This is a genomic window from Zwartia hollandica (assembly GCF_019923725.1).
Lineage (GTDB): Bacteria > Pseudomonadota > Gammaproteobacteria > Burkholderiales > Burkholderiaceae_B > Zwartia > Zwartia hollandica.
Genome location: NZ_JAHXRI010000007.1, coordinates 264,807 through 289,395 on the forward strand (window position 1 = coordinate 264,807; position 24,589 = coordinate 289,395).

Genomic DNA, 24,589 nt, shown 5'->3' on the forward strand with positions numbered 1-24,589 from the left:
TGCAGGAATGACTAGATGAACGTCGCCTCCCAAACACCAGTGACCGCACAACCCTCAGACCTTGTGGAGATGGATGCGGTCGCGCTATCTAACGCCATTCATCGCCGCGCGGTGTCCTGCACCGAGGTAGTCAACGCATACTTAACGCAAATCGATCGTCTTAATCCACAAGTCAATGCCATCGTGGCCATGCCGCCACGTGAAGAGTTGCTTGCACAAGCGAAAGAGCGCGACGAGCAGCTTGCACGCAAGCAAAGTCTCGGTCCGCTTCATGGGTTTCCACAAGCCCCAAAAGATATTGCCCCCTTGGCGGGCTTAGTCACGACTAACGGCTCCCCAATTTTTGCGGGGCAAGTGACCACAGTAGATTCGGCGGCCAATGCGCGCGTCCGAGCGAGCGGTGCGATTTTCATTGGGCGCACCAACTCGCCAGAATTTGGACTTGGCGCAAATACTTATAACCGTGTTTATGGCATTACCCGAAACGCCTTCAATCCCGCACACACAGCGGGCGGTAGCAGCGGCGGCGCGGGCGTCGCACTTGCTCTGCGCATGCTGCCCGTAGCCGATGGCTCTGACATGATGGGTTCGTTACGCGTACCGGCAGCCTTCAACAACGTCTTTGGCTTCAGGCCCTCGGTTGGCTGCGTTCCGCACGGCCCAGGTGATGAAGTTTTTTTTCAGCAATTCAGTGTCACGGGGCCCATGGCGCGCAATGTACCGGACCTTGCACTGCTGTTAGGCGTCCAAGCTGGTTTTGATCCAAGACTACCGCTCACGCGCAGGCAAGACGATCCGCGCCTCTTTGCGCAACCGCTCGAGCGCGATATGCGCGGTATCCGCATCGGCTGGCTCGGCGATTTGGGTGGTCATTTGCCCATGGAGGCGGAATTATTGACGCTGACACAAGGCTCGCTCGAACACTTTAGAGCAATCGGCTGTTCGGTTGAGGCCGCTCAACCCCGCTTTGATTTTGAACAACTATGGCGCGCTTGGATCACGCTGCGCAGCTTCACGTTTTCGGGCGGACATGCGCAGCACTACCACGACGCCGCTCGCCGCAGCCAACTCAAGCCTGAGGCCATTTGGGAAATCGAACGCGGCCTCGCGCTGACGGGCACTGAAATCTTCGACGCTGCAAAAATACGGACCGCTTGGTATAACGAAATCATCCGACTCTTCCAACAGTTTGATTTCTTGGTCATGCCCACCACGCAAGCCTTCCCGTTTAGCGCCGAACTGCACTGGCCCAAGGAACTTGCAGGTAAATCTATGGATACCTACCACCGCTGGATGCAGTCAGTCGTTCCAGTCACCATGACTGGCTTACCTACGTTAGGGGCTCCAGCAGGCTTTGGCGCTGCAGGACTGCCCGCTGGCATACAGATTATTGGACCGACACAAAGCGACTTCTCGGTGTTGCAGCTGGGACATGCGTATGATCTGGCGAGTAAATACTCCCGCATTCAAAGCACGCTACTTGCTCGGCCGTAAGGGCTATTCTGACGGACTGGTCAAGGCAAGTTAATATCTCGCTGATGAACCAGTCCGCACCGATCGCACTTGTCACCGGCGCAGCCAAACGCCTAGGCAAGCACATTGCACTCACACTCGCACATAACGGGTGGGATATCGCTGTGCATTATGGCCGGGCGCAAGACGAAGCGAAGCAGCTTGTTCAAGAAATTCAGGTTCTAGGTCGAAGAGCTTGTGCAATGCAAGCAGACTTAAATGATCCGAATCAAGTAGCTTCCCTTATCGAGCGCTGCAGTGCGGAGATCGGTCTACCAACATGCCTGGTGAACAATGCCTCAATGTTCGAGTACGACGACGCCCACACATTTACAGCGGCTACGTTTCAAGCACACATGCAAGTGAATGCGGCAGCTCCCATCGCGCTTGCGACAGCGCTGTACAAGGCGCGCTGCGAGCGGGTGCAACAAGCGACTACTCCAGCTGTCATCATCAATCTTCTAGATCAGAAACTCGCCAATCCGAACCCAGATTTTCTGTCATACACCTTATCAAAAGCTGCCTTACAAGAGGCGACACGATTACTTGCGCAAGCGCTTGCGCCCGAGTGCCGCGTGGTAGGCTTGGCTCCGGGCCTGACGCTTGTGTCGGGCGACCAGACAGAGCAAGGCTTCCAAGCTGCGCATCGTCAAACTCCCCTCGGCAAATCCTCCACACCAGACGATATTGCCCAGGCTGTCGTCTATCTCGCGCGTGCGCACGCCATCACAGGAACCACCCTCTTTGTCGACGGCGGCCAGCACCTTAAACCCTCGGAACGTGATGTCATGTTCCTGACTTCCTGACTCACTCCATGATCCCAACCTCAGCGCAATTCCCCAGTCTTCATCATTGTCGACGTCTGTTCCTAAGTAATTTTGAAGTCAATATGAATATTGGCGTCCATGAGTTTGAAAAGAAAGGTGAGCAACGCGTCATCGTGAACGTTGACTTGTACGTGCCACTGGAAAGTAACACCCCGCAAACGGACGACTTAGCTGAAGTGGTCGACTACGACTTCATGCGTCAAACGATCGCCGACATCATTTCTGCGGGGCATATTCACTTGCAGGAAACACTTTGCGACGAAATCGCAGACAGGATGTTGGCGCACCCCTTGGTCTTTGCAACCCGCGTATCCACCGAAAAACCCGACGTATATCCGGATTGCAAAAGTGTAGGTGTGGAAATTTTTAGATTTAAATCTAATTAATATTTTTATAATTTAATTAAAATAAATCAAATGCTTAAATTAATTTAATCTAGTACATTAATTTTTATAAAAATAGTACATCGATATAAAATAATCAGCAGCTCCCTGTTTTTTTACGACATATCGCTGTGCCAAACGATGGTGCCAAGCGATGCAAGACTGGGATCCGGTCCTTGCATTGTTAGCCAACATGCCTTCGTGCGGTCTCTTCATTTGGTATGACCGAGTCGTGAAGCCAGCCTCAGACTTCGAGTGCAGGCAAAATCACCCAACCCATGCGGATAGGCACTTGGATTGTGCGTTGCGCGTGCGTTGCGCGTGCGTTGTGTATGCGCAAAAAACCGCAAAAGAAAACCGCAATAGAAAACGGGTCTTAGGCGTAAACCTAAGACCCGTTTGTATTGGTCGGGGCGGTGGGATTCGAACTCACGACCCTCTGCTCCCAAAGCAGATGCGCTACCAGGCTGCGCTACGCCCCGAAGACCGACACTATACCAGATTCTTGGCCATCAGCCGAATCGTCCGGTGATGTAATCCTCTGTTTCTTTACGCTGGGGCTTGACGAAGATTTTGTCCGTGGCACCGAACTCAACCAACTCTCCGAGATACATGAAAGCCGTAAAGTCCGATACACGCGCCGCCTGTTGCATGTTGTGCGTCACAATCGCTACGGTGTAATCCGCTTTAAGCTCATGCAAAAGGTCCTCAACTTTGGCCGTTGAAATCGGATCGAGCGCCGACGTCGGCTCATCGAGCAGAATCACGGAAGGCTTAACTGCAACAGAGCGCGCAATACAAAGGCGCTGTTGCTGCCCCCCAGACAACGATAAGCCACTTTGAGCAAGCTTGTCTTTCACCTCACCCCACAAAGCCGCCTTGGTGAGAGCCCACTCCACCCGCTCGTCCATATCTGCTTTGTTTAGGCTTTGGTACAGGCGGACACCAAATGCAATGTTGTCGTAGATCGACATCGGGAAAGGCGTTGGCTTCTGAAACACCATGCCAATGCGTGCGCGCAGCATATTCAAATCTTGTTTGGGATCGAGAATATTCTGCCCATAAAAATTGATCTGACCCTCGGCGCGCTGCCCTGGATACAAACTGTACATACGATTAATCGCACGCAGCAGCGTTGATTTACCGCAACCCGACGGTCCGATAAACGCAGTGACTTTTCGCTCTGCAATATCCAGATGGATATTCTTCAGACCCTGGAATTTTCCATAATAGAAATTCAGATCCCGGATTGCAATCGCAGTGGCGAGGGGCGTGGAGTTAGCTTGGTTATTCATATACATATTCCAGAGGGATCGGCGAATTAATGCCCAGCTTTTTTATCACGTAGCAAAACGCGCGCAATAATATTGAGCAACAAGACTGCGAGGGTGATGAGCAAAGCGCCCGCCCAAGCCAAGTTCACCCAGTTCTCATAGGGGCTCATCGCAAACTGAAAGATCACAACAGGCAAGTTCGCCAGTGGGGCATTCATGTTGGTTGAGAAAAACTGATTATTCAGGGCCGTGAACAGCAGCGGTGCGGTTTCTCCACTGATACGGGCAAGCGCCAACAACAAGCCAGTCAAAACACCAGCGCGAGCGGCGCGCAAGGTCACGTAACTCGTAACTTTCCAACGCGGTGCACCTAACGCGTAAGCGGCTTCACGCAAGCTGCCTGGGACTAGTCGCAGCATATTCTCGGTCGTTCGGATCACGACAGGGATCGCGATCAAACTCAAGGCAAAGGATCCGGCCCACCCAGAAAAATGCTTTACCTGCGCAACCAAAATCGCATACACAAATAGACCGAGAACAATCGATGGCGCGGACAACATGATGTCGGTAACGAAACGCGTGACTGATGCTACGACGCTACGATCACCGAACTCGGCCAGATATACGCCTGCAAAGATACCAATGGGCGTTGCCACAAGGGCCGTCACGCCAATCATCATTAAGCTGCCGACAATCGCGTTCGCCAAACCGCCTCCCTCAGAGCCCGGAGCGGGTGTGGACTCAGTGAAAACGGCCCAACTCAAACCGGCGAAACCGTTCTTAAATAAAATGATCAAAATCCAGATCAGTGCCACCAGACCCAAGACCATTGAAGCCATGGATAAAATCAGGCCAAGGTAGTTTGTAAACTTGCGCCGACGATATAAATTGATGTCGAGATTGGTGGCGTGCGACACGTGCGTTTGGTTTGAATTAGGCATTTAAGTACGTGCTCCCTGTGCCTTTTCGGCGCGCAAAATCATAATTTTGGCGACAGACAACACGACAAAGGTAATAACAAAAAGCAAAAAACCCAACGCAAAAAGCGTGGAGAGATGGAAGTCATCCGCTTCACCGAATTCATTTGCGAGGGTTGAGGCGATCGAGGTGCCTGGCGCGAACAGCGACTCACTCAAACGCTGAGAATTTCCGATCACAAAGGTAACGGCCATCGTTTCGCCCAACGCTCGACCTAACCCAAGCATCACGCCACCAATCACACCTTTGCGCGTGTAGGGCAGCACCACGTAACGCACTACCTCCCAGGTGGTGCAACCCAGGCCATACGCCGACTCACGAAGAATCGGCGGAACAATCTCAAAGACATCTCGCATCACCGCAGCAATAAATGGCAAGATCATGAAGGCAAGAATGATCCCTGCGGCAAGCAAACCGATCCCGTTCATTGCCCCACCAAAAAGTGGGCCAATCAAAGGCATTTGTCCTAAGGTAGATTGCAAAGCTGGTTGGCCATACTCAGCGAACAGTGGCGCAAATATAAAAAGACCAAACATGCCATAAATGATGGACGGCACTGCGGCGAGAAGTTCAATTGCTGTGCCCAGCGGCCTGCGCAACCACAAGGGGCACGTTTCAGTCAGAAAAAAAGCAATTCCAAATGCGAGGGGTACCGCCAGCAACAAGGCAATCAACGAGCTCACTAACGTGCCGTAAATGGCGATCATCGCGCCAAATTCTTCGTTGATGATGTCCCACTCTATGCGCCAGATAAAACCAATGCCAAACTTCTGAAAAGCGGGCCATGCACTCACAAGCAGGGAGATCAGAATCCCTGCCAGTGCCACTAAAACCAACACCGAAAAAAGCAACGTCACTTTATGAAATAGAAAATCTTGAATGCGCTGCTTTTTCACCACAGCAAGCATGCTCGGCTCCATCATGCTTTTATCTGTAGGGATCTGACTCATTCACCACTCCTAAGTACGTGCTCTTTTCGGCTATTACAACTAACGACTTAGTGCTTGATCTGCGACCAAACCTTATCGGCGATCGCTTTCGTCAATGTATCTGGCAGAGGAACATAATCCAGATCCAACGCTAATTGCTTTCCATCCTTAAACGCCCAAGTAAAGAACTTTAAGACATCTTTTGAAGCAGCCTTGCTAACAGGATCTTTGTACATAAGAACAAAGGATGCACCTGTAATTGGCCATGCAGCATCGCCTTTCTGCTCAACTAAGGAGATACCCATACCCGGTACGCTAAACCAATCAGCGCCGGCCGCAGCTGCTGCAAAAGTGGCTTCACTCGGATCCACGAACTTACCGTTTTTGTTTTGTAACTGCATGTGGGGAATTTTATTACGCTTGGCATAGGCAAACTCTACGTAGCCGATCGAACCTTTCACGCGGGACACGTTTGCGGCCACACCCTCGTTACCTTTACCGCCTACGGAACTGCTCGCCGGCCACTTCACTGCTGCACCTTTGCCAACTTTGTCCGCCCAGGCTTTGCTAGCCTCGGTCAGGTAGTCGGTAAAAATAAAGGTCGTGCCAGAACCATCCGCGCGATGCACAACGGTAATGGATTGATCCGGTAATTTTTTACCTGGGTTCAGAGCAACCAACTTGGGGTCATTCCACTTGGTGATCGTGCCCATGAAAACCTCGGCCAACGCCGCACCGGTGATTTTCAGTTCGCCAGGCTTGAAGCCCTCAACGTTGATGATCGGCACAACGCCACCCAGGATGACGGGAAACTGCACCATGCCATCTTTATCGAGTTGAGCACCTGCTACAGGCGCATCCGAAGCACCGAAGGTTACAGTCTTGGCGCGAATTTGGCGCAAGCCGCCGGAGGAGCCGATCGACTGATAGTTCAAGCCAACGTTTTCCATCTTTTTATAAACTTCTGCCCACTTGGCAAAGATAGGATAGGGAAAAGTAGCGCCAGCGCCGGTGATGTCCGCGGCTTGGCTTGTCAAGGCTGCGCCGCTCAAGAGCAAGCCAGCCGTCAGTGAAAGGAGAGCACGTTTAATCATTTGTAGTTCCTCAAAGATCGTTGAAAGAGGTTCTTTCGCTAAATCAGACCGAATACTAGAGGGCTAACATGACGGAATTGTGACAAGCAGAGTCCCGATAAAAAGCAAAGTATTTTTTAATTCTTTGCTTCAGACATATGCGGGCTTCTTCAGGAAGCTCACGACGCTCCGAGCCGCTCAATCAGGTGCTGGTGAAGAGAAAAAACAGCTCCTCGGCGGCGCACAAGGGAATATGTGCCATCCGCTTGCTGCACCCAAGCACGCAAATTGTCTCGTAGCGCCTGGGTAAACGCCTCGTCAATGACACGTTTCTTGAGGTTTTTATCATTGACGGGAAACGCCACTTCGACACGTCGGAAGAAGTTGCGATCCATCCAGTCAGCGGAGGAGAGATAGACCTTTTCTTCACCACCCGCGTAAAAATAAAACACACGGGAGTGCTCCAAGAAGCGACCAACAATAGAACGTACGGTGATATTTTCTGAAAGCCCCGGCACGGCAGACCGCAAGGCACACACGCCCCTGACCACCAGGTCGATTTTCACACCAGCTTGGCTGGCCTTATAAAGCTCTTGAATCACAATGGGCTCAAGCAGCGAGTTCATTTTCGCGCGGATACGTGCTGGCTGCCCCGCGCGGGCGGCACGCGCTTCGGCCCGTATCATCGCAACAACATTGCTGTGCAAAGTAAATGGAGCCTGCAGCAGATGCCTTAACTTGCGCCGCTCACCCAGCCCCGTCAACTGAGAAAACACTTGATCCATATCTTCACATAATTTGGGATCGGCTGTGAGCAGCCCAAAGTCCGTATACAACCTCGCTGTTCGCAAGTGATAATTGCCTGTGCCAAGGTGACCGTAGCGCTTAATGCGCCCCTTCTCACGTCGCAAGACAAGCGCCATCTTTGCATGGGTCTTGTGACCAACTACCCCGTAAACGACGTGCGCACCAACTTCTTCGAGACGCGAGGCCCAGTTGATATTCGTTTGCTCATCAAAGCGCGCCATCAACTCAACAACTACGGTGACTTCTTTGCCAGACTTTGCGGCAGCCAGCAGCAAGCGCATCAATTCGGAGTCTTCGCCCGTCCGATAAATCGTCTGTTTGATCGCTACCACATCCGGATCAATCGAAGCCGCTGTTAAAAAATCAACCACGGGCTGAAAGGACTCGTAGGGATGGTGTAACAACCTATCCCCTTTGGAAATAATCTCGAAAATCGCAGAGGGCTTCGCAGGCGCGCTATTGAAAGGCGCGGGAATAGCACCCTGAAAGTCTGGGAACAATAAATCCGGCTCTTTCACCAGATTACAAATCTGCATCAGTCGCGCAACGTTTGCTGGCCCGTTTACACGATAGGTGTCGGCAGGAGTCAGTGCAAACTCTTTTTGCAAAAACGCTTCGATATGCTCGGGCGTGTTGTGGTCAATCTCGAGCCGCACAGCCGAACCAAAGTTGCGTTGTGAAAGCTCGCCTTGCAGCGCTTGACGTAGGTTTGTGACCTCCTCTTCATCCACGAACAAATCACTGTTGCGTGTGACCCGCCACTGGTAGCAACCTTCCATGTGCATACCAGGAAACAACTCCCCGACGAAGGCCCGCAAAAATCCAGTCAACAAAATGAAACCATGCGGGTAACCAGATACGCTCGCAGGCATCTTAATCAGTCGCGGTAGTGCACGCGGCGCCTGCACAATCGCAATGGTTGCTTTACGCCCAAAGGCGTCGACACCCGACAAGGGCACAATGAAATTAAGACTCTTGTTGTACACCCGAGGGAAAGGGTGGGCAGGGTCCAGACCAATAGGCGTGAGCAACGGCATCACATCACGGTGAAACACTTCTCGCGCCCAGTCGGTCTGCGCTTTGTTCCACTCTGAAGCATGGTGCAAGACAACACCCGAAGCTTTGAGTTCGGGAAGCACCTTGTCATTGAGTAAAGCGTACTGCCTCGCCACCAGGGCATGCACCGCTTGCTGCACCTGTTCAAAGGCCCACTCGGCCGTCATGCCGTCAGGTCCCACAACATTGGGGTACTGCGCAATCTGTGCCTTTAGGCTCGAGACCCGAATCTCAAAGAACTCGTCAATATTCGATCCGACAATACAGACATAACGCAATTTTTCTAGCGCAGGTGTGTCGGCAAGTTCCGCCATGGCCAGCACACGCTCATTGAACTTGAGCAGTGATAGCTCTCGATTGAAATACAGGGGCTCGGGCTTTTTGCGGGCAGGCATGGGTAGGAACCTATTCAGTTAGGTCTGTCTTTTAATCCCTGAAGATTACAGTGATTTGACACAATAGCCTTTTATAATGACATCAAACACACTTTGGTTGGATTTTATGAAAAACCTGCTTGCGGCCGTTGATCTTGGCTCAAACAGCTTTAGGCTCTCAATCGGTCGGGTGGCTGAACAAAATGGTACGAAACACATCTACCAAATAGACCGGCTCAAAGAGACCGTCCGCTTGGCTGCCGGTCTTGACTCGGCAAAAATGCTCAACCAAGAGTCCATCAAGAGAGCAATCGAGGTGTTACACCTCTTTGGGGATCGCTTGCGGACTTTTCATCCAGATCGTGTCCGCGCAGTGGCCACAAACACCTTCCGCGTAGCGCGAAATGTGGCAGATTTTCTACCCGAAGCCGAGGCGGCACTGGGGTTTCCCATTGAAGTGATCGCTGGACGCGAAGAAGCGCGTCTGATCTACACAGGGGTGAGTCATACCCTGCCCGTGTCTCAAACCAAACGTCTGGTCGTCGATATCGGTGGCGGCTCCACCGAGGTCATTATTGGCAAGGGTGACGAGCCGGTTTTGATGTCTTCACTCTATATGGGCTGCGTAAGCTTTAGCCGAAAGTTTTTTCCAGACGGCAAGATCGACGCCTATTCACTCAAGCTCGCAGAAGTGGCCGCACGACGCGAAATAGAGCCGATCACCAAACCCTACCGCAAGATGGGTTGGGACGTGGCCTACGGCTCCTCGGGCACCGCCAAAGCGCTGTATGCCATCCTGACGGAGGGCAAGTTCTCCAAGGACGGAATTACGCGCGAGGGACTTGAGCGCTTAAAAGCGAAGCTTGTGCGAAGTGGTCGAGTCATTCCTGACCAGTTGCCCGGCATTAAAACCGAACGCGCAGAGGTATTAACGGGCGGTTTAGCCATCATGAGCGCTTTTTTCGATGAAATGGGTGTTGAACGGATGCAGACGGGCGACGGCGCCCTGCGCCTTGGCGTACTGGTCGACCTAGCGGGCCGCGAGGAATCTCACGACCGTCGCGACCAAACGGTCACCGCCTTCGTCCGCCGCTATCACGTCGATGCACGTCAAGCGACACGCGTTAAACGTTGTGCCCTCACTCTCTTTGAGAGTTTATTTCCTGAGCGTGGCGAACAAGACGAGTTAAAGCAAACGGTTCGCTGGGCGGCAACGCTACACGAGGTTGGGGTCTCAATCGCGCAGGCTGGTTACCACAAACACAGTGCCTACATTCTGAATAATGCCGATATGCCAGGCTTTTCGAAGGTAGACCAGGAAAGCCTGGGGCTTCTTGCGCTTGCGCACACTGGAAAACTGTCGCGAGCTGACGCGCTGATCAAAACCAAAGATCAATGGCTGGCTATTCTGTGCTTACGCCTAGCAGTGCTGCTATGCCGGCGCCGCGAAGATGTCAGCAAACTACCATTAACAATCGGCGTCAAGAACCAAACGATCACATGTAAAGTCGATAAAAAATGGCTGGCCTCACACCCTCTGACAGACTTTTCTCTGCACGGAGAAGAGGATGAGTGGGTAAAAGTCGGCTATAACTTTGAGCTTATTCCCGTCTAGACGTCGCGCTTAAGCGGTCAAATCGACCGCCGCCAAGATCTCTACGCACTGGCTCGCAAGTGCCTCTTGTTCGGCCTCCACCATCAGCCTAAGTTTAGGCTCTGTGCCTGAGGCCCGAATTAATACGCGTCCCTTGTCACCCAACAGCGACTCCACTTGTTTTTGCGCAGCCTGCAAGCCCGCATGGCTTGCCCAATCTATGCCGGGTTTAAGTGGCACATTAATCATTTTCTGAGGATACATTTTCAGTGCGGACACCCAGGCCTCAAGTGACTCGCCGCTCCGCTTGAGTGCAGCCAATACTTGAAGCGCCGCAACGATGCCATCACCCGTGGTATGGCAGTCCAGACAAAGTAAGTGACCCGAGCTCTCCCCACCATAGAGCCAACCACGCTTACGCAACTGCTCGAGCACATACCGATCACCCACTTGTGCCCGTTCAAAGTCAATCCCTAAGGCTCGAATCTGTTTCTCAAAGCCGAAGTTAGTCATCAAGGTACCCACCACACCGGCAACTGCACCTCGCGTCATGCGCTCGCGCACCACAGCAAACAGCAACTCATCGCCGTTGTAGATCCGACCAGAGGCGTCGACCATTTGGACGCGGTCCGCATCCCCATCTAGCGCAATACCAAGATCAGCGCCACGCGCTTTCACTTCCGCAGCAAGGCTCTCGGGATGCAGCGCACCGACATCCTTATTAATGTTAAAGCCGTTCGGCGATACACCAATTGCGTGCACCTCCGCCCCCAACTCCCTGAAAACATGCGGTGCGATGTGATAAGCCGCACCGTTGGCCGCATCAATCACCAGTTTTAGACCATCTAAGTCCAGATCTGAAGGAAAGGTACTTTTACAAAACTCAATATAGCGACCTGGTGCGTCATCGATACGACGCGCGCGACCAAGCTTTTCGGAAGTGACACAACCCAAGGGCTCCTCAAGGGCCGCCTCGATCGCTGCTTCAGTTTCATCGCGAAGCTTCATCCCGTTGGACGCAAAAAATTTGATCCCATTGTCTTGGTAAGCATTGTGTGACGCACTGATCACAATCCCCGCAACCAAACGCCAAGTGCGCGTCAAGTAAGCAACCGCTGGCGTGGGGAGCGGACCCGCCAAGAGCACCTCAACGCCTGCAGCAGCAAAGCCAGCCTCAAGCGCCGACTCCAGCATATAACCGCTAATACGCGTGTCCTTGCCGATCAGCACTGTTGGCTTACCGCGACGCGTCGCATGCTCTTTGGCTAGCACCTTGCCAGCGGCATAGCCTAGACGCAGGGCAAACGCAGCATTAATCACATCGCCGCCAACTTCGCCACGCACGCCATCTGTTCCAAAATACTTACGTTGACTCATACCGTGTTTCCCGCATCCTTTACCGACTGCCAAATGATCAGTGCATCGCGGGTCTCACCCACATCATGCACCCGAAGTACCTCCGCACCATGTGCGACCCCTGCCAGGGCCGCCGCAATACTACCGGCCAAACGCTGATCAACCGACCTTCCGGTTACTGCACCAAGCATCGATTTACGCGAGGCCCCAAAAACGACAGGATAACCGCTGGATACGATAGTCTCCAACTCGGCAATCAGTTGATAGTTTTGAGCAACTGTTTTACCAAACCCAAAACCAGGATCCAGGCTGATTCGGGCGCGGGCCACGCCCAATTGCTCCAAGCTGTGCGCTTGTTGCAACAAAGCCTCATGAACGTCACGCACAACATCCTCATATTGTGGGTCCTGCTGCATCGTGCGAGGTTCACCCTGCATATGCATGACGCATATGCCGCAATTAGGATGGGCCGCCACAACAGCACGGGCTTGCGCGGACCGCATACCCGTCACGTCATTAATGATGTCTGCACCCGCGGCAAGCACTACGCGCATCACCTCGGCCTTGCAGGTATCAATAGAAACGGCCACGCCGCTGCCTCTAACAGCTTCTAGAACCGGCATGACACGCGCTAGTTCAGCTTCTAACGCAACAGGTGCAGCACCGGGACGCGTGGACTCACCACCAATATCGAGAATATTTGCGCCCTCGGCTACAAGCTTACGTGCATGCGCAATGGCAGCATCCGTCTGATCATGCTGTCCCCCATCGGAAAAAGAGTCGGGGGTGACATTGACGATGCCCATAAGAATCGGGCGCTCGAGGGAAAACTCGTAGCGCCCGCACTGCCATACTTTATGCATACCGGAATGAATCGTCGCGTTTAGACCGCAGCGGCTGGATCACTCGTTGTTCCCGGTGCAGTTCCGCTGGGAGGCGAACCTGTCGAATCCATAGGCACATCGGGGACTTTTGGCTCGCGCGGAGGACGACCTTCAATGATGTCGTTGATCTGATCCGCATCAATCGTTTCCCACTCAAGCAACGTTTTCGCCATCAGTTCAACTTTCTCGCGATTGTTTTCAAGAATCGCGCGGGCCACCGCATATTGCTCGTCGATGATCTTGCGAATCTGCCGGTCGACTTTTTGCATGGTGTCTTCAGACATATGCGTAGTTTTAGTCACGCTGCGGCCCAAGAAAACCTCGCCCTCATTTTCTGCATACACCATGGGGCCGAGCTCTTCCGACATACCGTAACGCGTCACCATGTCGCGCGCCATCGCTGTGGCACGTTCAAAGTCATTCGAGGCGCCCGTCGTCATTTGGTTCATGAACAACTCCTCGGCGATACGACCTCCAAACAACACGGCGATCGTGCACAACATACGCTCTTTGTCCATGCTGTAGCGGTCACCTTCAGGTAACTGCATCGTCACACCGAGCGCACGACCACGAGGAATAATCGTGACTTTGTGAACCGGATCGGTTTTGGGCAGCATCCGCGCAACCACGGCATGACCAGACTCGTGGTAGGCCGTATTACGACGCTCTTCTTCGGGCATCACGAGTGAACGTCGCTCAGCGCCCATCATGATTTTGTCTTTGGCTTTTTCAAAGTCGGACATATCAACCGTACGGCCATTACGACGCGCCGCAAACAAGGCAGACTCGTTGACCAAGTTAGCCAGATCTGCGCCAGAAAATCCGGGGCAACCACGTGCCAACACGTGTGCATCCACGTTTTGTGCCAAAGGCACTTTGCGCATGTGAACCTTGAGAATTTGCTCGCGACCACGAATATCCGGCAGCGGCACGACAACTTGACGATCAAAGCGGCCTGGTCGCAGTAAAGCCGGATCCAGCACATCTGGACGGTTGGTCGCCGCGATCACAATGACACCCACTCCCGACTCAAAGCCATCCATCTCCACTAACAACTGGTTCAGCGTCTGTTCACGCTCGTCGTTACCGCCGCCTAAGCCTGCGCCGCGCTGACGACCAACCGCATCGATTTCATCGATAAAAATGATGCAAGGTGACTGTTTTTTAGCGTTTTCAAACATGTCGCGCACGCGCGCTGCGCCCACACCGACAAACATCTCGACAAAGTCAGAACCCGAAATACTAAAGAAAGGAACTTTGGCTTCACCAGCGATGGCTTTGGCCAGGAGTGTTTTACCTGTACCGGGCGAACCCACCATCAACACGCCGCGCGGAATATGTCCACCAAGCTTTTGAAACTTAGTCGGATCGCGCAAAAAATCGACCAGCTCTTGTACGTCTTCTTTGGCCTCATCACACCCGGCCACATCAGCAAAGGTCACGGCATTGGTGCTCTCGTCAAGCATCTTCGCGCGCGACTTACCAAAACTAAACGCACCGCCTTTGCCGCCACCCTGCATTTGACGCATGAAAAACACCCATACGCCGATCAGTAACAACATCGGGAACCAGGAAACAAAAATACTCATCAAGAAGGAAGGCTCTTCACGCGCCTTACCAGACACTTGCACACCCGCCTTCATCAGGTCAGAGACCATCCAGAGATCACCTGGAGAGGTCAAGGTGTAGGAGCGACCGGAGTCAGGTGTGACATGCAGGACGTCGCTTTGAACATCGACCTTACGAATTTTTCCGGAGCGCGCATCGTCCATGAACTGGGTATAGCTCACCGAGTCTTGCGAAGGCGCACGCGTGTCGAACTGTTTGAACACAGTAAACAACACAAGCGCAATCACCATCCAGACCGCAACTTTCGAAAAAGAATTATTCAAGGCCGATCTCCAGCTTGTATTCTGACGAGAGGCGATTCCTTTTGGCCCAAAGGAGTCACCGCAAAAGGATCCATTGCCCATTCTACCCCGTTTCAACCACGCAATTCGTAGCAATGCCGGTTGATAAGAAGGGGTATAAGAGCTTGAAAAAACAGCTAAAAAAGCACCTACGTCTGACCAAATTCTTGGGCGCTAACCCTTTCGACCCTTGGCAATCAAAAAGGTTTCAGAAGATCGATCCCGCGAGGCCTTTGGCTTGCGCTCCACCACTCTTTTGAAGTGGCGCTTAAAACTTTCCACGATTTGGGAAAATCCGCTTCCATGAAAGGCTTTGACGATTAACGCCCCCTCAGGTTTGAGGTGCATTAGTGAAAATTCAAGAGCTAGATCGCAAACTTGTTGAATTCTGGCCGAATCGGCACTGCCCACCCCGGATAAATTGGGCGCCATGTCCGACATGACGAGATCTACAGCCTGTCCTTGGAGAAGGGCATTTAGCTGCTGCGCCACGCCCTCTTCGTTGAAGTCGCCAAGAATGAACTCCACACCCTCGATTGGCTCCATCGGCAATAGATCCAGGGCAATAATTCGACCATCGATTACACCGCCCTTCACCACCAGGCGTTCGCGCGCAACCTGCGACCAACTACCTGGGGTCGCGCCTAAATCGACCACGACGTCGCCCCGGCGCATGAGTTTTTCGGCATCCAGGATCTCCGTGAGCTTAAACGCCGCACGAGCCCGATACCCTTTTTGTTGCGCTAATTTAACGAATGGGTCGTTGATATGCTGCATTACCCACTCTTTTGAAAATTTGTTCTTGGCCATTCCCGTACAATTCACCTTATGACTATGGAACTCACCCCACGCGAACGCAGTGCGCTGCGCGCCGCCGCCCACCCCCTCAAACCTGTCGTGTTAATTGGCGACAATGGTTTGACTGAGGCCGTATTAAAAGAAATCGATCGCGCGCTTTCTTCGCACGAATTAATCAAAGTGCGCGCTGGTACAGCAGATCGCGACGAGCGAGACACAATGCTTTCGGCAATTTGCGAAGCGCTATCGTGCGCACCCGTGCACCACTTAGGCAAAATGTTGATCCTGTTCCGGTCCGGAGAACAGAGCACCTACCTCCAACCGCCGGTCGAGCCTCGCAGCCCCGCCATACGCAAGCCCTCCGAACCGCACACGCCCAAAAAGCTTGCGGCTCATGGCAAAAAGCTTGAAAAACCTAAACGCCGAACACGTGCCGAGCGAGATCAAGACATTGACAGCGAACGTCCTACAGTGTTCGCCGGAGACAGGCCTGCCCGTCCAAGTACGCGTGCAAACACTGGCAAGGATACAGCACACGGGATTCCTCGCCGAAGCGCCCTATCGTTGCGAGCCGGTGCTCGGCGCGGCACGCTAGCCGCAACAAGTGCGCGCAAGCGCGCGCCGGTGAAACGCTAGTCTGCGCGGCTCTTGGCAAACCAAGGGCTTAGGCGTACTTGATACTCAGAATCTCGTACTCACGCTCGCCCGAAGGTGCCCTCACGGTCACCACATCGCCCTCGTATTTGCCAATCAGTGCACGTGCAACCGGACTGGACACCGAAATCAGGTTCGCTCGGATGTCGGCTTCGATATCCCCAACGATCTGATAAGTGACTTTGTCGCCAGACTCGAGGTCTTCGATCTCGACCGTCGCTCCAAAGACGACACGGCCATCCGCATCAATCGATGCCGGATCAATTAACTGCGCGTTGGATAAGGTCCCATCGAGCTCGCCGATGCGGAACTCGATAAAGCCTTGGCGTTCACGCGCTGCATCGTATTCAGCGTTTTCAGACAAATCACCCTGCGCGCGCGCCTCAGCAATCGCGTTAATCACAGCAGGACGTTCGACGTGCTTGAGTCGGTGCAGTTCAGCTTGCAAGCGCTCGGCCCCGCGCACGGTAAGAGGAATAGTGGCCATAGTGTTTTCCCAAAAAGCAAAACCCCGGATCGAGTCGAAACCGGGGCAATCAACAAGACTGTATTGTGAGGAAAATTTAGGGCAAATGCAAGTACTGCGTTCTTTTTGGCCTTACGAATTAGATAAAGGCATTCTGAGTGCTTGCAACTAGAAGTCCGACCATCCTGATTTTTGTCGTCCAAATCAAACACTTTTCAAAGAAAAAATGTAGCGAACACTAAAATTTAATGTTGTAAATGCTACATTGCAGACACCGTTAAAAAAGCTGTCAGCGCCAAGCCAGTTTGCATGGTGTCAAGGACAGGTTTCTTTCTATCACTTTACGACGAGTCCGCCATGAGTGCCTTTAATGAAGAGCGAGTGTTAACAGTTCATCACTGGACTGATCGACTGTTTAGTTTCACAACAACACGCGATCCCTCCTTGCGTTTTAGCAATGGCCATTTCACGATGATCGGCTTGCGCGTCAACGACAAGCCCTTGCTGCGCGCCTATAGCATCGTCAGCGCCAACTACGAAGAGCATCTTGAATTCTTAAGCATCAAAGTCGAGGACGGCCCGCTGACCTCTCGCTTGCAGCACATCAAAGTCGGAGACTCTATTGTTGTTGGACGCAAGCCCACTGGCACTTTACTCATCGACTATTTATTACCTGGCAAACGTCTGTATATGTTTTCATCCGGGACCGGACTTGCACCGTTTCTCAGCGTCATTCGTGATCCAGAGACCTATGAGAAATTTGAAGAAGTCATCTTGGTACACGGCGTGCGTGAAGTCGCCGAGCTGGCCTATCACGATTATCTGACCCAGACGCTGCCTCAGCACGAGCTCTTAGGTGAAATGGTCTCCAAGCAATTAAAGTACTACCCCACCGTGACGCGTGAAGCCTATAAAAACACGGGGCGTATCACCACCCTAATTGAAAGCGGTAAGCTTTTTTCGGACTTGGACGTGCCTGCCTTAAATCGCGAACAAGATCGCATCATGATTTGCGGTAGTCCTGGCATGTTGCGCGACCTTAAAACCATGCTTGAAGAGCGCAGTTTTAACGAGGGCAACACCTCGAAACCTGGGGACTTTGTCATTGAGCGTGCGTTTGCAGAGCAGTAATTCGTCAACCAATGACCGCCAAGGCCATGTCTAACTCGCAGCCCCAGCGCAAAGTCGGGGCCCGCGAAAAGTCAGCGGAAACCACCCGCGATAGTCTGCTCAGGGCTGCCATCAAAGTCTTCGCCAAGCACGGCTTTGACGGTGGCAGCATCGACCAGATCTCGAAGGCAGCCAACTCACATGACCGAATGATTTATTACTACTTCGGTAATAAAGAAAGTCTATTTGTTGCGGCTCTCGAGGAAATTTATCGACGTTTCAACGTCGCCGAAGCCGCACTTAAACTCGATTTGGCGCAGCCCAAGCTTGCTCTCGAGCAAGTGGTGCGCTTTGTTCTGCACTATTACAAGAAGCATCCAGAGTTTGTGACGCTACTCAATAGCGAGAATCTCCACCGCGGCAAGCATATTGCGCGCTCAAACAAAGCACAGGAATTTTCCTCGCCTGCGATTAGTGTGGTCGACGAGGTGTTACGCCGGGGTATTGCGCAAGGAAGCTTTCGCGCAACAGTCGCCTCGCGCGACCTCTATATGATGATTGTCGCTTTGGGCTATTTCTATCAATCCAATAGATTCACCCTATCCGCTTTTTTAGGCGAAGATTTGGAGACTCCAGCCGTCTTCGAACAATGGGAAACCTTTGTCATTGACGCAGTACTCCGCACGGTACTCACCCCCGCCGCACTGTAAACTGCTCGCTTTGTTTAACTGAGCATTAGCATGACAGAAATCTGGCTAGTACGACACGGAGAGACGCATTGGAACGCAGAGCGACGCGTGCAGGGATGGGAAGATATCGGTTTAAACGAAACAGGTGTTGAACAAGCACGGGCGCTCGCACTTCATATCAAGAAACTCGCACAAGCCGGTCAGCCTCTTGATGCGATTTACACAAGCGACCTAAAACGCGCACATGCGACTGCGCAAACCGTTGCGACCGAAGTGAACTTACCGCTCAATATCCACAAAGGTGTTAGAGAGCGTCACTTCGGCGTGCTGCAAGGACTGGTCTACGACGAGATGGATGCCCACGCTCCGGAAGCTGCGGCCGTTTGGCGCTCGCGGGATCCAAACGCTGAACTCCCAGGTGGTGAATCGCTAGGTTTCTTTCATACTCGTGTCGTGAGCGCAATCGATGAAATCGCGGCACGCCATCTTGGCCAGCGCGTGATGGTGGTCAGTCATGGTGGCGCCATGGATATTATGTGGCGTCACGCTAACCAGGTTAGCCTGCAAGTGCCGCGTCAAGCCCCTCTGTTGAATGCGAGCCTGAACCGGCTAAAGGTTTCACCACAAGGATGGAGCGTTATTCGTTGGGGTGATGTAGATCATTTGGCAAGCGGAGCACAAAACGACGTCACACCTTAATAGAAACTCGCCTGTTAACGTTCCGAACGGCGAGGTTTGCGCGGCGCATTCACGGCCAACCGATCGTACAACCAGTCTGGCAACAGGCGCATGACCTTTGCTACGACGCCCATCTGCCAGGGAATAACGACATAAGAGCGGGCACCGGCAATCGCTTTGGCCGCCCGCCTCGCGAAAGCATCCGCTTCCATCAAGAACGGCATCGCATACGGATTATGCGCCGTCATCTCCGTCTTGATGTAGCCCGGTGCAATGGTGACCACACTCACCTTGTGTGGCTTGAGCTCAAGCCTAAGGCTCTCGCAATACGTCGCCACCGCAGCTTTCGATGCACTATAGGCACCCGCCCCCGGCAAGCCTCTAACCCCTGCGACACTGGCAATCCCTACTAAGGTACCCGCCTGTCTAGCTTTCATCTCAGCAACAAAAGGTTCAAAACTCGAGACAGTTGCATTGACATTCGTTTGCATGATCGAACTGAAGACCGCAAAATCATCCTCACACTCTGTCAAGGTGCCCGCACTAATGCCCGCGCTGGCAATCACCGTGTCAACAAAACCAACTTGCGCTTGAAAGTGATGCGCAGCGGCGTGCAAGGCATCCCGATCGCACACATCGACAGCATACACATGATGCTGACCGGGCAAAGAGGCGGCTAAGCGATGCAGACGATCGGCACGCCGAGCCAACAAACCAAGAGTCTGCCCCTGCGCAGCATAGTGCCGCGCTAGCGCAGCGCCTAGCCCGCTACTCGCACCGGTGATAAAGACTGGCATGAATCAGGCGGCGTCAGACACTGAGCCAGCTTGCTTGACGACACCGGCAGTCAAGAGCCGCTCGATCTCGGGCTTGGCTAGCCCATACTCCATCAAGACTTGAACGGAGTGTTCACCGATACGCGGAGAACTTTGCGCCTTCCGATGATAAGGGTGCGAGGGCAAACCCATGTAGGGCAGCGTACCCACACCTGCCTGCTCTAGTGCCTGAAACATTTTCAGGTGCAAGGCTTGCGGGTGATTCATGACACCCGTGTAGTCGCGCACAGCTGCATGCAATACATCGTGCTTTTGAAACAACGTCGTCCAGTGTGCGGTGGGTTTGAGTTTTAACTGTTCATTCATATCCGCATGCAGTTGCCCACGGTTGTCAAAGCGTATGGCGTTATCGAGATAACGCGCATCCGTGATCCACTCGGGCCGCTCCATCGCACGACAAATACGATGGAAGTGATCTGTATTTACCGTTACAACAGAAATTTTTCCGTCCAAGGTATCAAACACGCCATTGGGTGCACTCACTGCACCAAAGGGCCTTTTGCCTGCCATTGCTTGTTCAAGAAAACACATGCCCTGAAACGATGCACAGGCCTCAAACAAACTGACTTGCACGTGCGTGCCACGCTTACGCGCCAAACGTTGATACAGCGCAGTAGCCGCCCCTTGTGAGGCATAGAGGCCGGTCATCACGTCAGCAGCCAATAAACCAACACGTCGTGGCACACCTGATTCGTCTTGATTAGAGAACATCAAACCGCTATCAGCTTGCATCACAGAGTCGGTAGCGGGCGCGTCTGCGTAGGGACCATCCGGTCCGTAGCCACTGATCGAAACATAGACGAGATCAGGCTTTTCGCGCGATAACTCGTTGTAGCCAACGCCTAGACGCTCTGCCACCCCAGGGCGAAAATTCTGTACGACGATATCGGCCTGTGACGCTAAGCCGCGCAGAATTTTTTTTCCTTCGTCTGTGCGAGCATCCAACGCCAAAGCCTGTTTACCGGCGTTGTACTGGATCGCTAGGGCGTTATGGTCACCCTTCGTCACACCCACAAAACGGATCCAATCACCCGCCGGCGGCTCAACCTTTAAAACATGGGCGCCCTGCTGCCACAAAACATGTGCACAATAGGGGCCCGCGATCCCTTGGGAAATATCCAGGACGCGAAGACCTGCATAGGGAAGGTCGGCGTCGGCGATCATAACGAACGATGCAAATCCTGTAAGGCGTAGACCTTGATACCAAGCCCTTCACGCAAATACTGCATCCCTTCCACCGCCGCCCAAGCTCCAGCGATGGTGGTGTAGTAGGTTACGCGTGCAGCGAGCGCCTGGGTACGAATGGCACGAGAATCGGTGATCGCATTCCGACGCTCTTCGACCGTGTTGATCACGAGCGAGACCTCACCGTTCTTGAGCATATCGACAATGTGCGGACGTCCCTCGGCGACTTTATTGACGACAGCCACAGGAATTCCTGCGTCCTTAATCGCCGCTGCGGTACCACGCGTGGCCACAATCTTAAAGCCTAGTGCATTCAAACCGCGCGCAACCTCTACCGCCTTAGGTTTATCCTGATTCTTGACGCTTAAGAAAACCGTGCCGGAGGTGGGTAAGTTCACACTTGCTGCCATTTGTGACTTTACAAAGGCCTCACCAAACGTCACACCAACACCCATCACCTCACCCGTGGACTTCATCTCGGGACCGAGAATTGTGTCAACACCTGGGAACTTAACAAACGGAAATACCGCTTCTTTTACCGAGAAATAATGGGGTACAACTTCGGTCGTGACACCCTGCGAAGCCAAGGTCTGCCCCACCATCACGCGCGCCGCGATCTTGGCAAGCTGAAGGCCAGTGGCTTTGGAGACGAAAGGAACTGTTCGCGAAGCACGAGGATTCACCTCAAGCACATAAACATCACCTTTCTGAACAGCGAACTGAACGTTCATCAAACCGGAAACATTCAGCGCACGGGCCATCAAGGCGGTTTGACGTTTAATCTCGGCAGTCATCTCGGCTGATAGCGAAAACGGGGGCAACGAGCACGCCGAGTCGCCAGAGTGGACGCCCGCCTGCTCAATGTGCTCCATCACACCGCCGATAAACACCTGCTGTCCATCGCACAAGCAGTCCACATCGATTTCAATCGCATCGTTCAAAAAGCGATCCAAGAGCACCGGTGAATCGTTGCTGACTTTCACCGCCTCACGCATATAACGTTCGAGGTCGTTCTGTTCGTGAACGATCTCCATCGCACGGCCGCCAAGCACATAACTTGGGCGCACCACCAACGGATACCCAATCTCTTGTGCGTGATTGAGTGCCTCACTTTCAGTGCGCGCAGTCCGATTCGGGGGTTGGCGCAAATTCAGTTTATTGAGCAGCTTTTGGAAACGCTCGCGGTCTTCCGCAACGTCAATCGACTCCGGGCTCGTCCCAATAATGGGCGCCCCATTAGCCTCTAACGCACGCGCTAATTTCAAAGGCGTCTGACCACCATACTGCACAATGATCCCGATCGGCTTCTCTTTGTGAACGATCTCTAAGACGTCCTCAAGCGTGAGCGGCTCAAAATACAAGCGGTCGGAGGTGTCATAGTCTGTTGACACAGTTTCTGGGTTGCAGTTCACCATGATGGTTTCGTAGCCATCTTCCCGCAACGCCAACGCAGCATGCACGCAGCAATAATCAAATTCAATACCTTGACCGATCCGGTTGGGACCGCCGCCCAGCACCATGATCTTTTTCCGGTTCGTTGGCTCGGCCTCACACTCTTGCTCGTACGTCGAGTAAAGGTAGGCTGTGTTCGTTGCGAATTCGGCTGCGCAGGTGTCAACCCGTTTATAGACGGGACGCACATTAAACTGGTGACGCAACTTGCGCACCTCAGCCTCAACCGTATCGAGTAAAAATGCCAAACGACGGTCAGAAAAACCACGGCGCTTTAGTTGCAACAAGGTTTCCGCATCGACATCACCGAGAGTGCGTTGCTCGAGAGCCAACTCGATATCAACAATCTCCTTGATTTGCGCCAAGAACCACGGATCGATATGAGTGAGTTGATGCACCTCTTCAAGCGAGAAGCCTTGCGCAAATGCATCACCCACATACCAGATACGCTCCGGGCCTGGCTCACCGAGTTCGATCTGAATTTTCTCGCGATCAGTCGTTTTCTGATTGAGCCCATCGACACCAACCTCTAGCCCGCGCAGTGCTTTTTGGAAGGACTCTTGGAAGGTCCGACCAATCGCCATGACCTCACCCACAGATTTCATCTGAGTGGTTAGTCGCGCATCTGCAGTCGGAAACTTCTCGAACGCAAAGCGAGGCACCTTCGTGACGACATAATCGATCGTTGGCTCAAATGAAGCCGGTGTTGCGCCACCCGTAATTTCGTTTTTCAGCTCATCGAGCGTGTAGCCAACCGCCAAGCGGGCTGCGACTTTCGCGATCGGAAAGCCAGTTGCCTTAGACGCCAAGGCCGAAGAGCGCGACACACGAGGGTTCATTTCAATCACAATCATCCGGCCGTTATCCGGATTGACTGCGAACTGTACGTTTGAACCACCCGTATCAACACCGATCTCTCGCAACACCGCGATCGATGCATTGCGCATGATCTGATATTCTTTATCGGTGAGTGTCTGAGCTGGCGCAACGGTAATCGAATCCCCGGTGTGCACACCCATCGGATCGAGGTTCTCGATCGAGCACACGATGATGCAGTTGTCTGCGCTGTCACGGACAACTTCCATTTCAAATTCTTTCCAGCCGAGAAGCGACTCTTCGATCAAGAGTTCGCTCGTGGGCGATGCCTCGAGACCACGACGGCAAATCGTTTCGAATTCCTCTGCGTTGTAGGCAATACCACCGCCGCTACCACCGAGAGTAAAGCTTGGGCGAATCACCGCTGGGAATCCAGATGTACCAATTTCGATCGCGATACGCTTCTGTACTTCCCAAGCCTCCTCCAGACTATGCGCCACACCCGACTTGGCGGACTCCAGACCAATCGATGTCATCGCCACTTTGAATTTTTGACGGTCTTCGGCTTTTTCAATCGCATGCGCATTTGCACCGATGAGTTCAACGCCAAATTTCTTGAGCACGCCGTGCTTGTCCAAATCCAATGCGCAGTTCAGAGCTGTTTGACCGCCCATTGTTGGCAATACTGCGTCAGGGCGCTCTTTTTCAATAATCTTTTCTACAACTTGCCAAGTGATAGGCTCGATGTAAGTGACGTCGGCCGTTTCCGGATCCGTCATGATTGTTGCGGGATTACTGTTCACCAGAATCGTTCGATATCCTTCAGCCTTCAGGGCTTTACAAGCCTGGGCACCGGAGTAATCGAATTCGCAAGCCTGACCGATGATGATCGGACCCGCGCCAATGATGAGAATGCTTTTTAGGTCAGTACGTTTGGGCATGGTGACT

Annotated in this window: 21 protein-coding genes and 1 tRNA gene; 8 read left to right on the top strand and 14 right to left on the bottom strand. The window is 53.0% G+C overall.

From position 1 onward, the window contains the following. Positions 1-15: 15 nt before the first annotated feature. The 3 genes from KZZ10_RS09365 to KZZ10_RS09375 are packed head-to-tail and all read left to right on the top strand — an operon-like array spanning position 16 to position 2,725. Positions 16-1,494: an amidase gene (locus KZZ10_RS09365; protein ID WP_259661253.1), complete on the top strand. Its 1,479-nt coding sequence runs from the start codon at positions 16-18 to the stop codon at positions 1,492-1,494. A gap of 44 nt (positions 1,495-1,538) precedes the next feature. Next, on the top strand, positions 1,539-2,318 hold the full coding sequence (locus KZZ10_RS09370) for an SDR family oxidoreductase (protein WP_259661254.1): 780 nt from the start codon (positions 1,539-1,541) through the stop codon (positions 2,316-2,318). 8 nt (positions 2,319-2,326) lie between these two features. After that, positions 2,327-2,725 carry a dihydroneopterin aldolase gene (locus tag KZZ10_RS09375; protein ID WP_259661255.1) on the top strand — a complete coding sequence of 133 codons (399 nt, stop codon included), beginning with the start codon at positions 2,327-2,329 and terminating at the stop codon, positions 2,723-2,725. Positions 2,726-3,127: 402 nt separating this feature from the next. Here KZZ10_RS09375 and KZZ10_RS09380 read toward each other — a convergent pair. From KZZ10_RS09380 to ppk1, 6 genes are all read right to left on the bottom strand, one after another. After that, positions 3,128-3,204 (bottom strand) — tRNA-Pro (locus KZZ10_RS09380). Positions 3,205-3,234: 30 nt separating this feature from the next. Beyond that, the gene (gene pstB, locus KZZ10_RS09385; protein ID WP_259661256.1) at positions 3,235-4,017 is read right to left on the bottom strand and encodes a phosphate ABC transporter ATP-binding protein PstB; all 783 of its coding nucleotides are present in this window, start codon (positions 4,015-4,017) and stop codon (positions 3,235-3,237) included. Positions 4,018-4,043: 26 nt separating this feature from the next. Next, positions 4,044-4,937 (bottom strand): phosphate ABC transporter permease PstA, encoded by an 894-nt coding sequence (gene pstA / locus KZZ10_RS09390; RefSeq protein ID WP_259661257.1) that lies wholly within the window; start codon positions 4,935-4,937, stop codon positions 4,044-4,046. Continuing rightward, entirely contained in the window at positions 4,938-5,897 is a 960-nt protein-coding gene (pstC, locus tag KZZ10_RS09395) for a phosphate ABC transporter permease subunit PstC (protein WP_375372557.1), read from the bottom strand. Between the two features lie 74 nt (positions 5,898-5,971). Further along, complete coding sequence (gene pstS, locus KZZ10_RS09400; RefSeq protein ID WP_259661259.1) at positions 5,972-6,997, bottom strand: phosphate ABC transporter substrate-binding protein PstS; 1,026 nt, start codon at positions 6,995-6,997, stop codon at positions 5,972-5,974. 158 nt (positions 6,998-7,155) lie between these two features. After that, the gene (ppk1, locus tag KZZ10_RS09405) at positions 7,156-9,234 is read right to left on the bottom strand and encodes a polyphosphate kinase 1 (protein WP_259661260.1); all 2,079 of its coding nucleotides are present in this window, start codon (positions 9,232-9,234) and stop codon (positions 7,156-7,158) included. Between the two features lie 106 nt (positions 9,235-9,340). Between ppk1 and ppx the strand changes: the two genes are divergently transcribed. Continuing rightward, a complete protein-coding gene (ppx, locus tag KZZ10_RS09410; protein WP_259661261.1) occupies positions 9,341-10,828 on the top strand; it encodes an exopolyphosphatase in 1,488 nt (495 codons plus the stop codon). A gap of 9 nt (positions 10,829-10,837) precedes the next feature. On the opposite strand, the gene glmM is transcribed toward ppx, so the two are convergent. From glmM to KZZ10_RS09430, 4 genes are all read right to left on the bottom strand, one after another. Continuing rightward, positions 10,838-12,184 carry a phosphoglucosamine mutase gene (gene glmM, locus KZZ10_RS09415; protein ID WP_259661262.1) on the bottom strand — a complete coding sequence of 449 codons (1,347 nt, stop codon included), beginning with the start codon at positions 12,182-12,184 and terminating at the stop codon, positions 10,838-10,840. Beyond that, positions 12,181-13,026 (bottom strand): dihydropteroate synthase, encoded by an 846-nt coding sequence (gene folP, locus KZZ10_RS09420; RefSeq protein ID WP_259661263.1) that lies wholly within the window; start codon positions 13,024-13,026, stop codon positions 12,181-12,183. Before folP ends, glmM begins: the two co-directional genes overlap by 4 nt. Before the next feature lie 20 nt (positions 13,027-13,046). Next, positions 13,047-14,939: an ATP-dependent zinc metalloprotease FtsH gene (ftsH, locus tag KZZ10_RS09425; RefSeq protein ID WP_259661264.1), complete on the bottom strand. Its 1,893-nt coding sequence runs from the start codon at positions 14,937-14,939 to the stop codon at positions 13,047-13,049. Between the two features lie 192 nt (positions 14,940-15,131). Beyond that, a complete protein-coding gene (locus KZZ10_RS09430; RefSeq protein ID WP_259661265.1) occupies positions 15,132-15,767 on the bottom strand; it encodes an RlmE family RNA methyltransferase in 636 nt (211 codons plus the stop codon). A gap of 18 nt (positions 15,768-15,785) precedes the next feature. On the opposite strand from KZZ10_RS09430, the gene KZZ10_RS09435 reads away from it, so the two are divergent. Then, positions 15,786-16,391 (top strand): YhbY family RNA-binding protein, encoded by a 606-nt coding sequence (locus KZZ10_RS09435; RefSeq protein WP_259661266.1) that lies wholly within the window; start codon positions 15,786-15,788, stop codon positions 16,389-16,391. Between the two features lie 28 nt (positions 16,392-16,419). Here KZZ10_RS09435 and greA read toward each other — a convergent pair whose 3' ends face one another. Further along, the gene (greA, locus tag KZZ10_RS09440; RefSeq protein ID WP_259661267.1) at positions 16,420-16,896 is read right to left on the bottom strand and encodes a transcription elongation factor GreA; all 477 of its coding nucleotides are present in this window, start codon (positions 16,894-16,896) and stop codon (positions 16,420-16,422) included. A 336-nt stretch (positions 16,897-17,232) separates the two neighbouring features. Between greA and KZZ10_RS09445 the strand changes: the two genes are divergently transcribed. From KZZ10_RS09445 to KZZ10_RS09455, 3 genes are read left to right on the top strand one after another with little or no spacing between them, the layout of a single operon-like run. Next, a complete protein-coding gene (locus KZZ10_RS09445; RefSeq protein ID WP_259661268.1) occupies positions 17,233-18,006 on the top strand; it encodes a ferredoxin--NADP reductase in 774 nt (257 codons plus the stop codon). Positions 18,007-18,032: 26 nt separating this feature from the next. After that, the gene (locus tag KZZ10_RS09450; RefSeq protein WP_259661269.1) at positions 18,033-18,695 is read left to right on the top strand and encodes a TetR/AcrR family transcriptional regulator; all 663 of its coding nucleotides are present in this window, start codon (positions 18,033-18,035) and stop codon (positions 18,693-18,695) included. A gap of 30 nt (positions 18,696-18,725) precedes the next feature. Further along, positions 18,726-19,373, top strand: a complete 648-nt coding sequence (locus KZZ10_RS09455) for a histidine phosphatase family protein (protein WP_259661270.1) — start codon at positions 18,726-18,728, stop codon at positions 19,371-19,373. A gap of 14 nt (positions 19,374-19,387) precedes the next feature. On the opposite strand, the gene KZZ10_RS09460 is transcribed toward KZZ10_RS09455, so the two are convergent. The 3 genes from KZZ10_RS09460 to carB are packed head-to-tail and all read right to left on the bottom strand — an operon-like array spanning position 19,388 to position 24,582. Beyond that, positions 19,388-20,149, bottom strand: coding sequence for an SDR family oxidoreductase (locus KZZ10_RS09460; protein WP_259661271.1), 762 nt, complete (start codon positions 20,147-20,149; stop codon positions 19,388-19,390). A 3-nt stretch (positions 20,150-20,152) separates the two neighbouring features. Further along, entirely contained in the window at positions 20,153-21,352 is a 1,200-nt protein-coding gene (locus KZZ10_RS09465) for a CaiB/BaiF CoA transferase family protein (protein WP_259661272.1), read from the bottom strand. After that, positions 21,349-24,582 (bottom strand): carbamoyl-phosphate synthase large subunit, encoded by a 3,234-nt coding sequence (gene carB, locus KZZ10_RS09470; protein WP_259661273.1) that lies wholly within the window; start codon positions 24,580-24,582, stop codon positions 21,349-21,351. Before carB ends, KZZ10_RS09465 begins: the two co-directional genes overlap by 4 nt. Between the last annotated feature and the right edge of the window lie 7 nt (positions 24,583-24,589).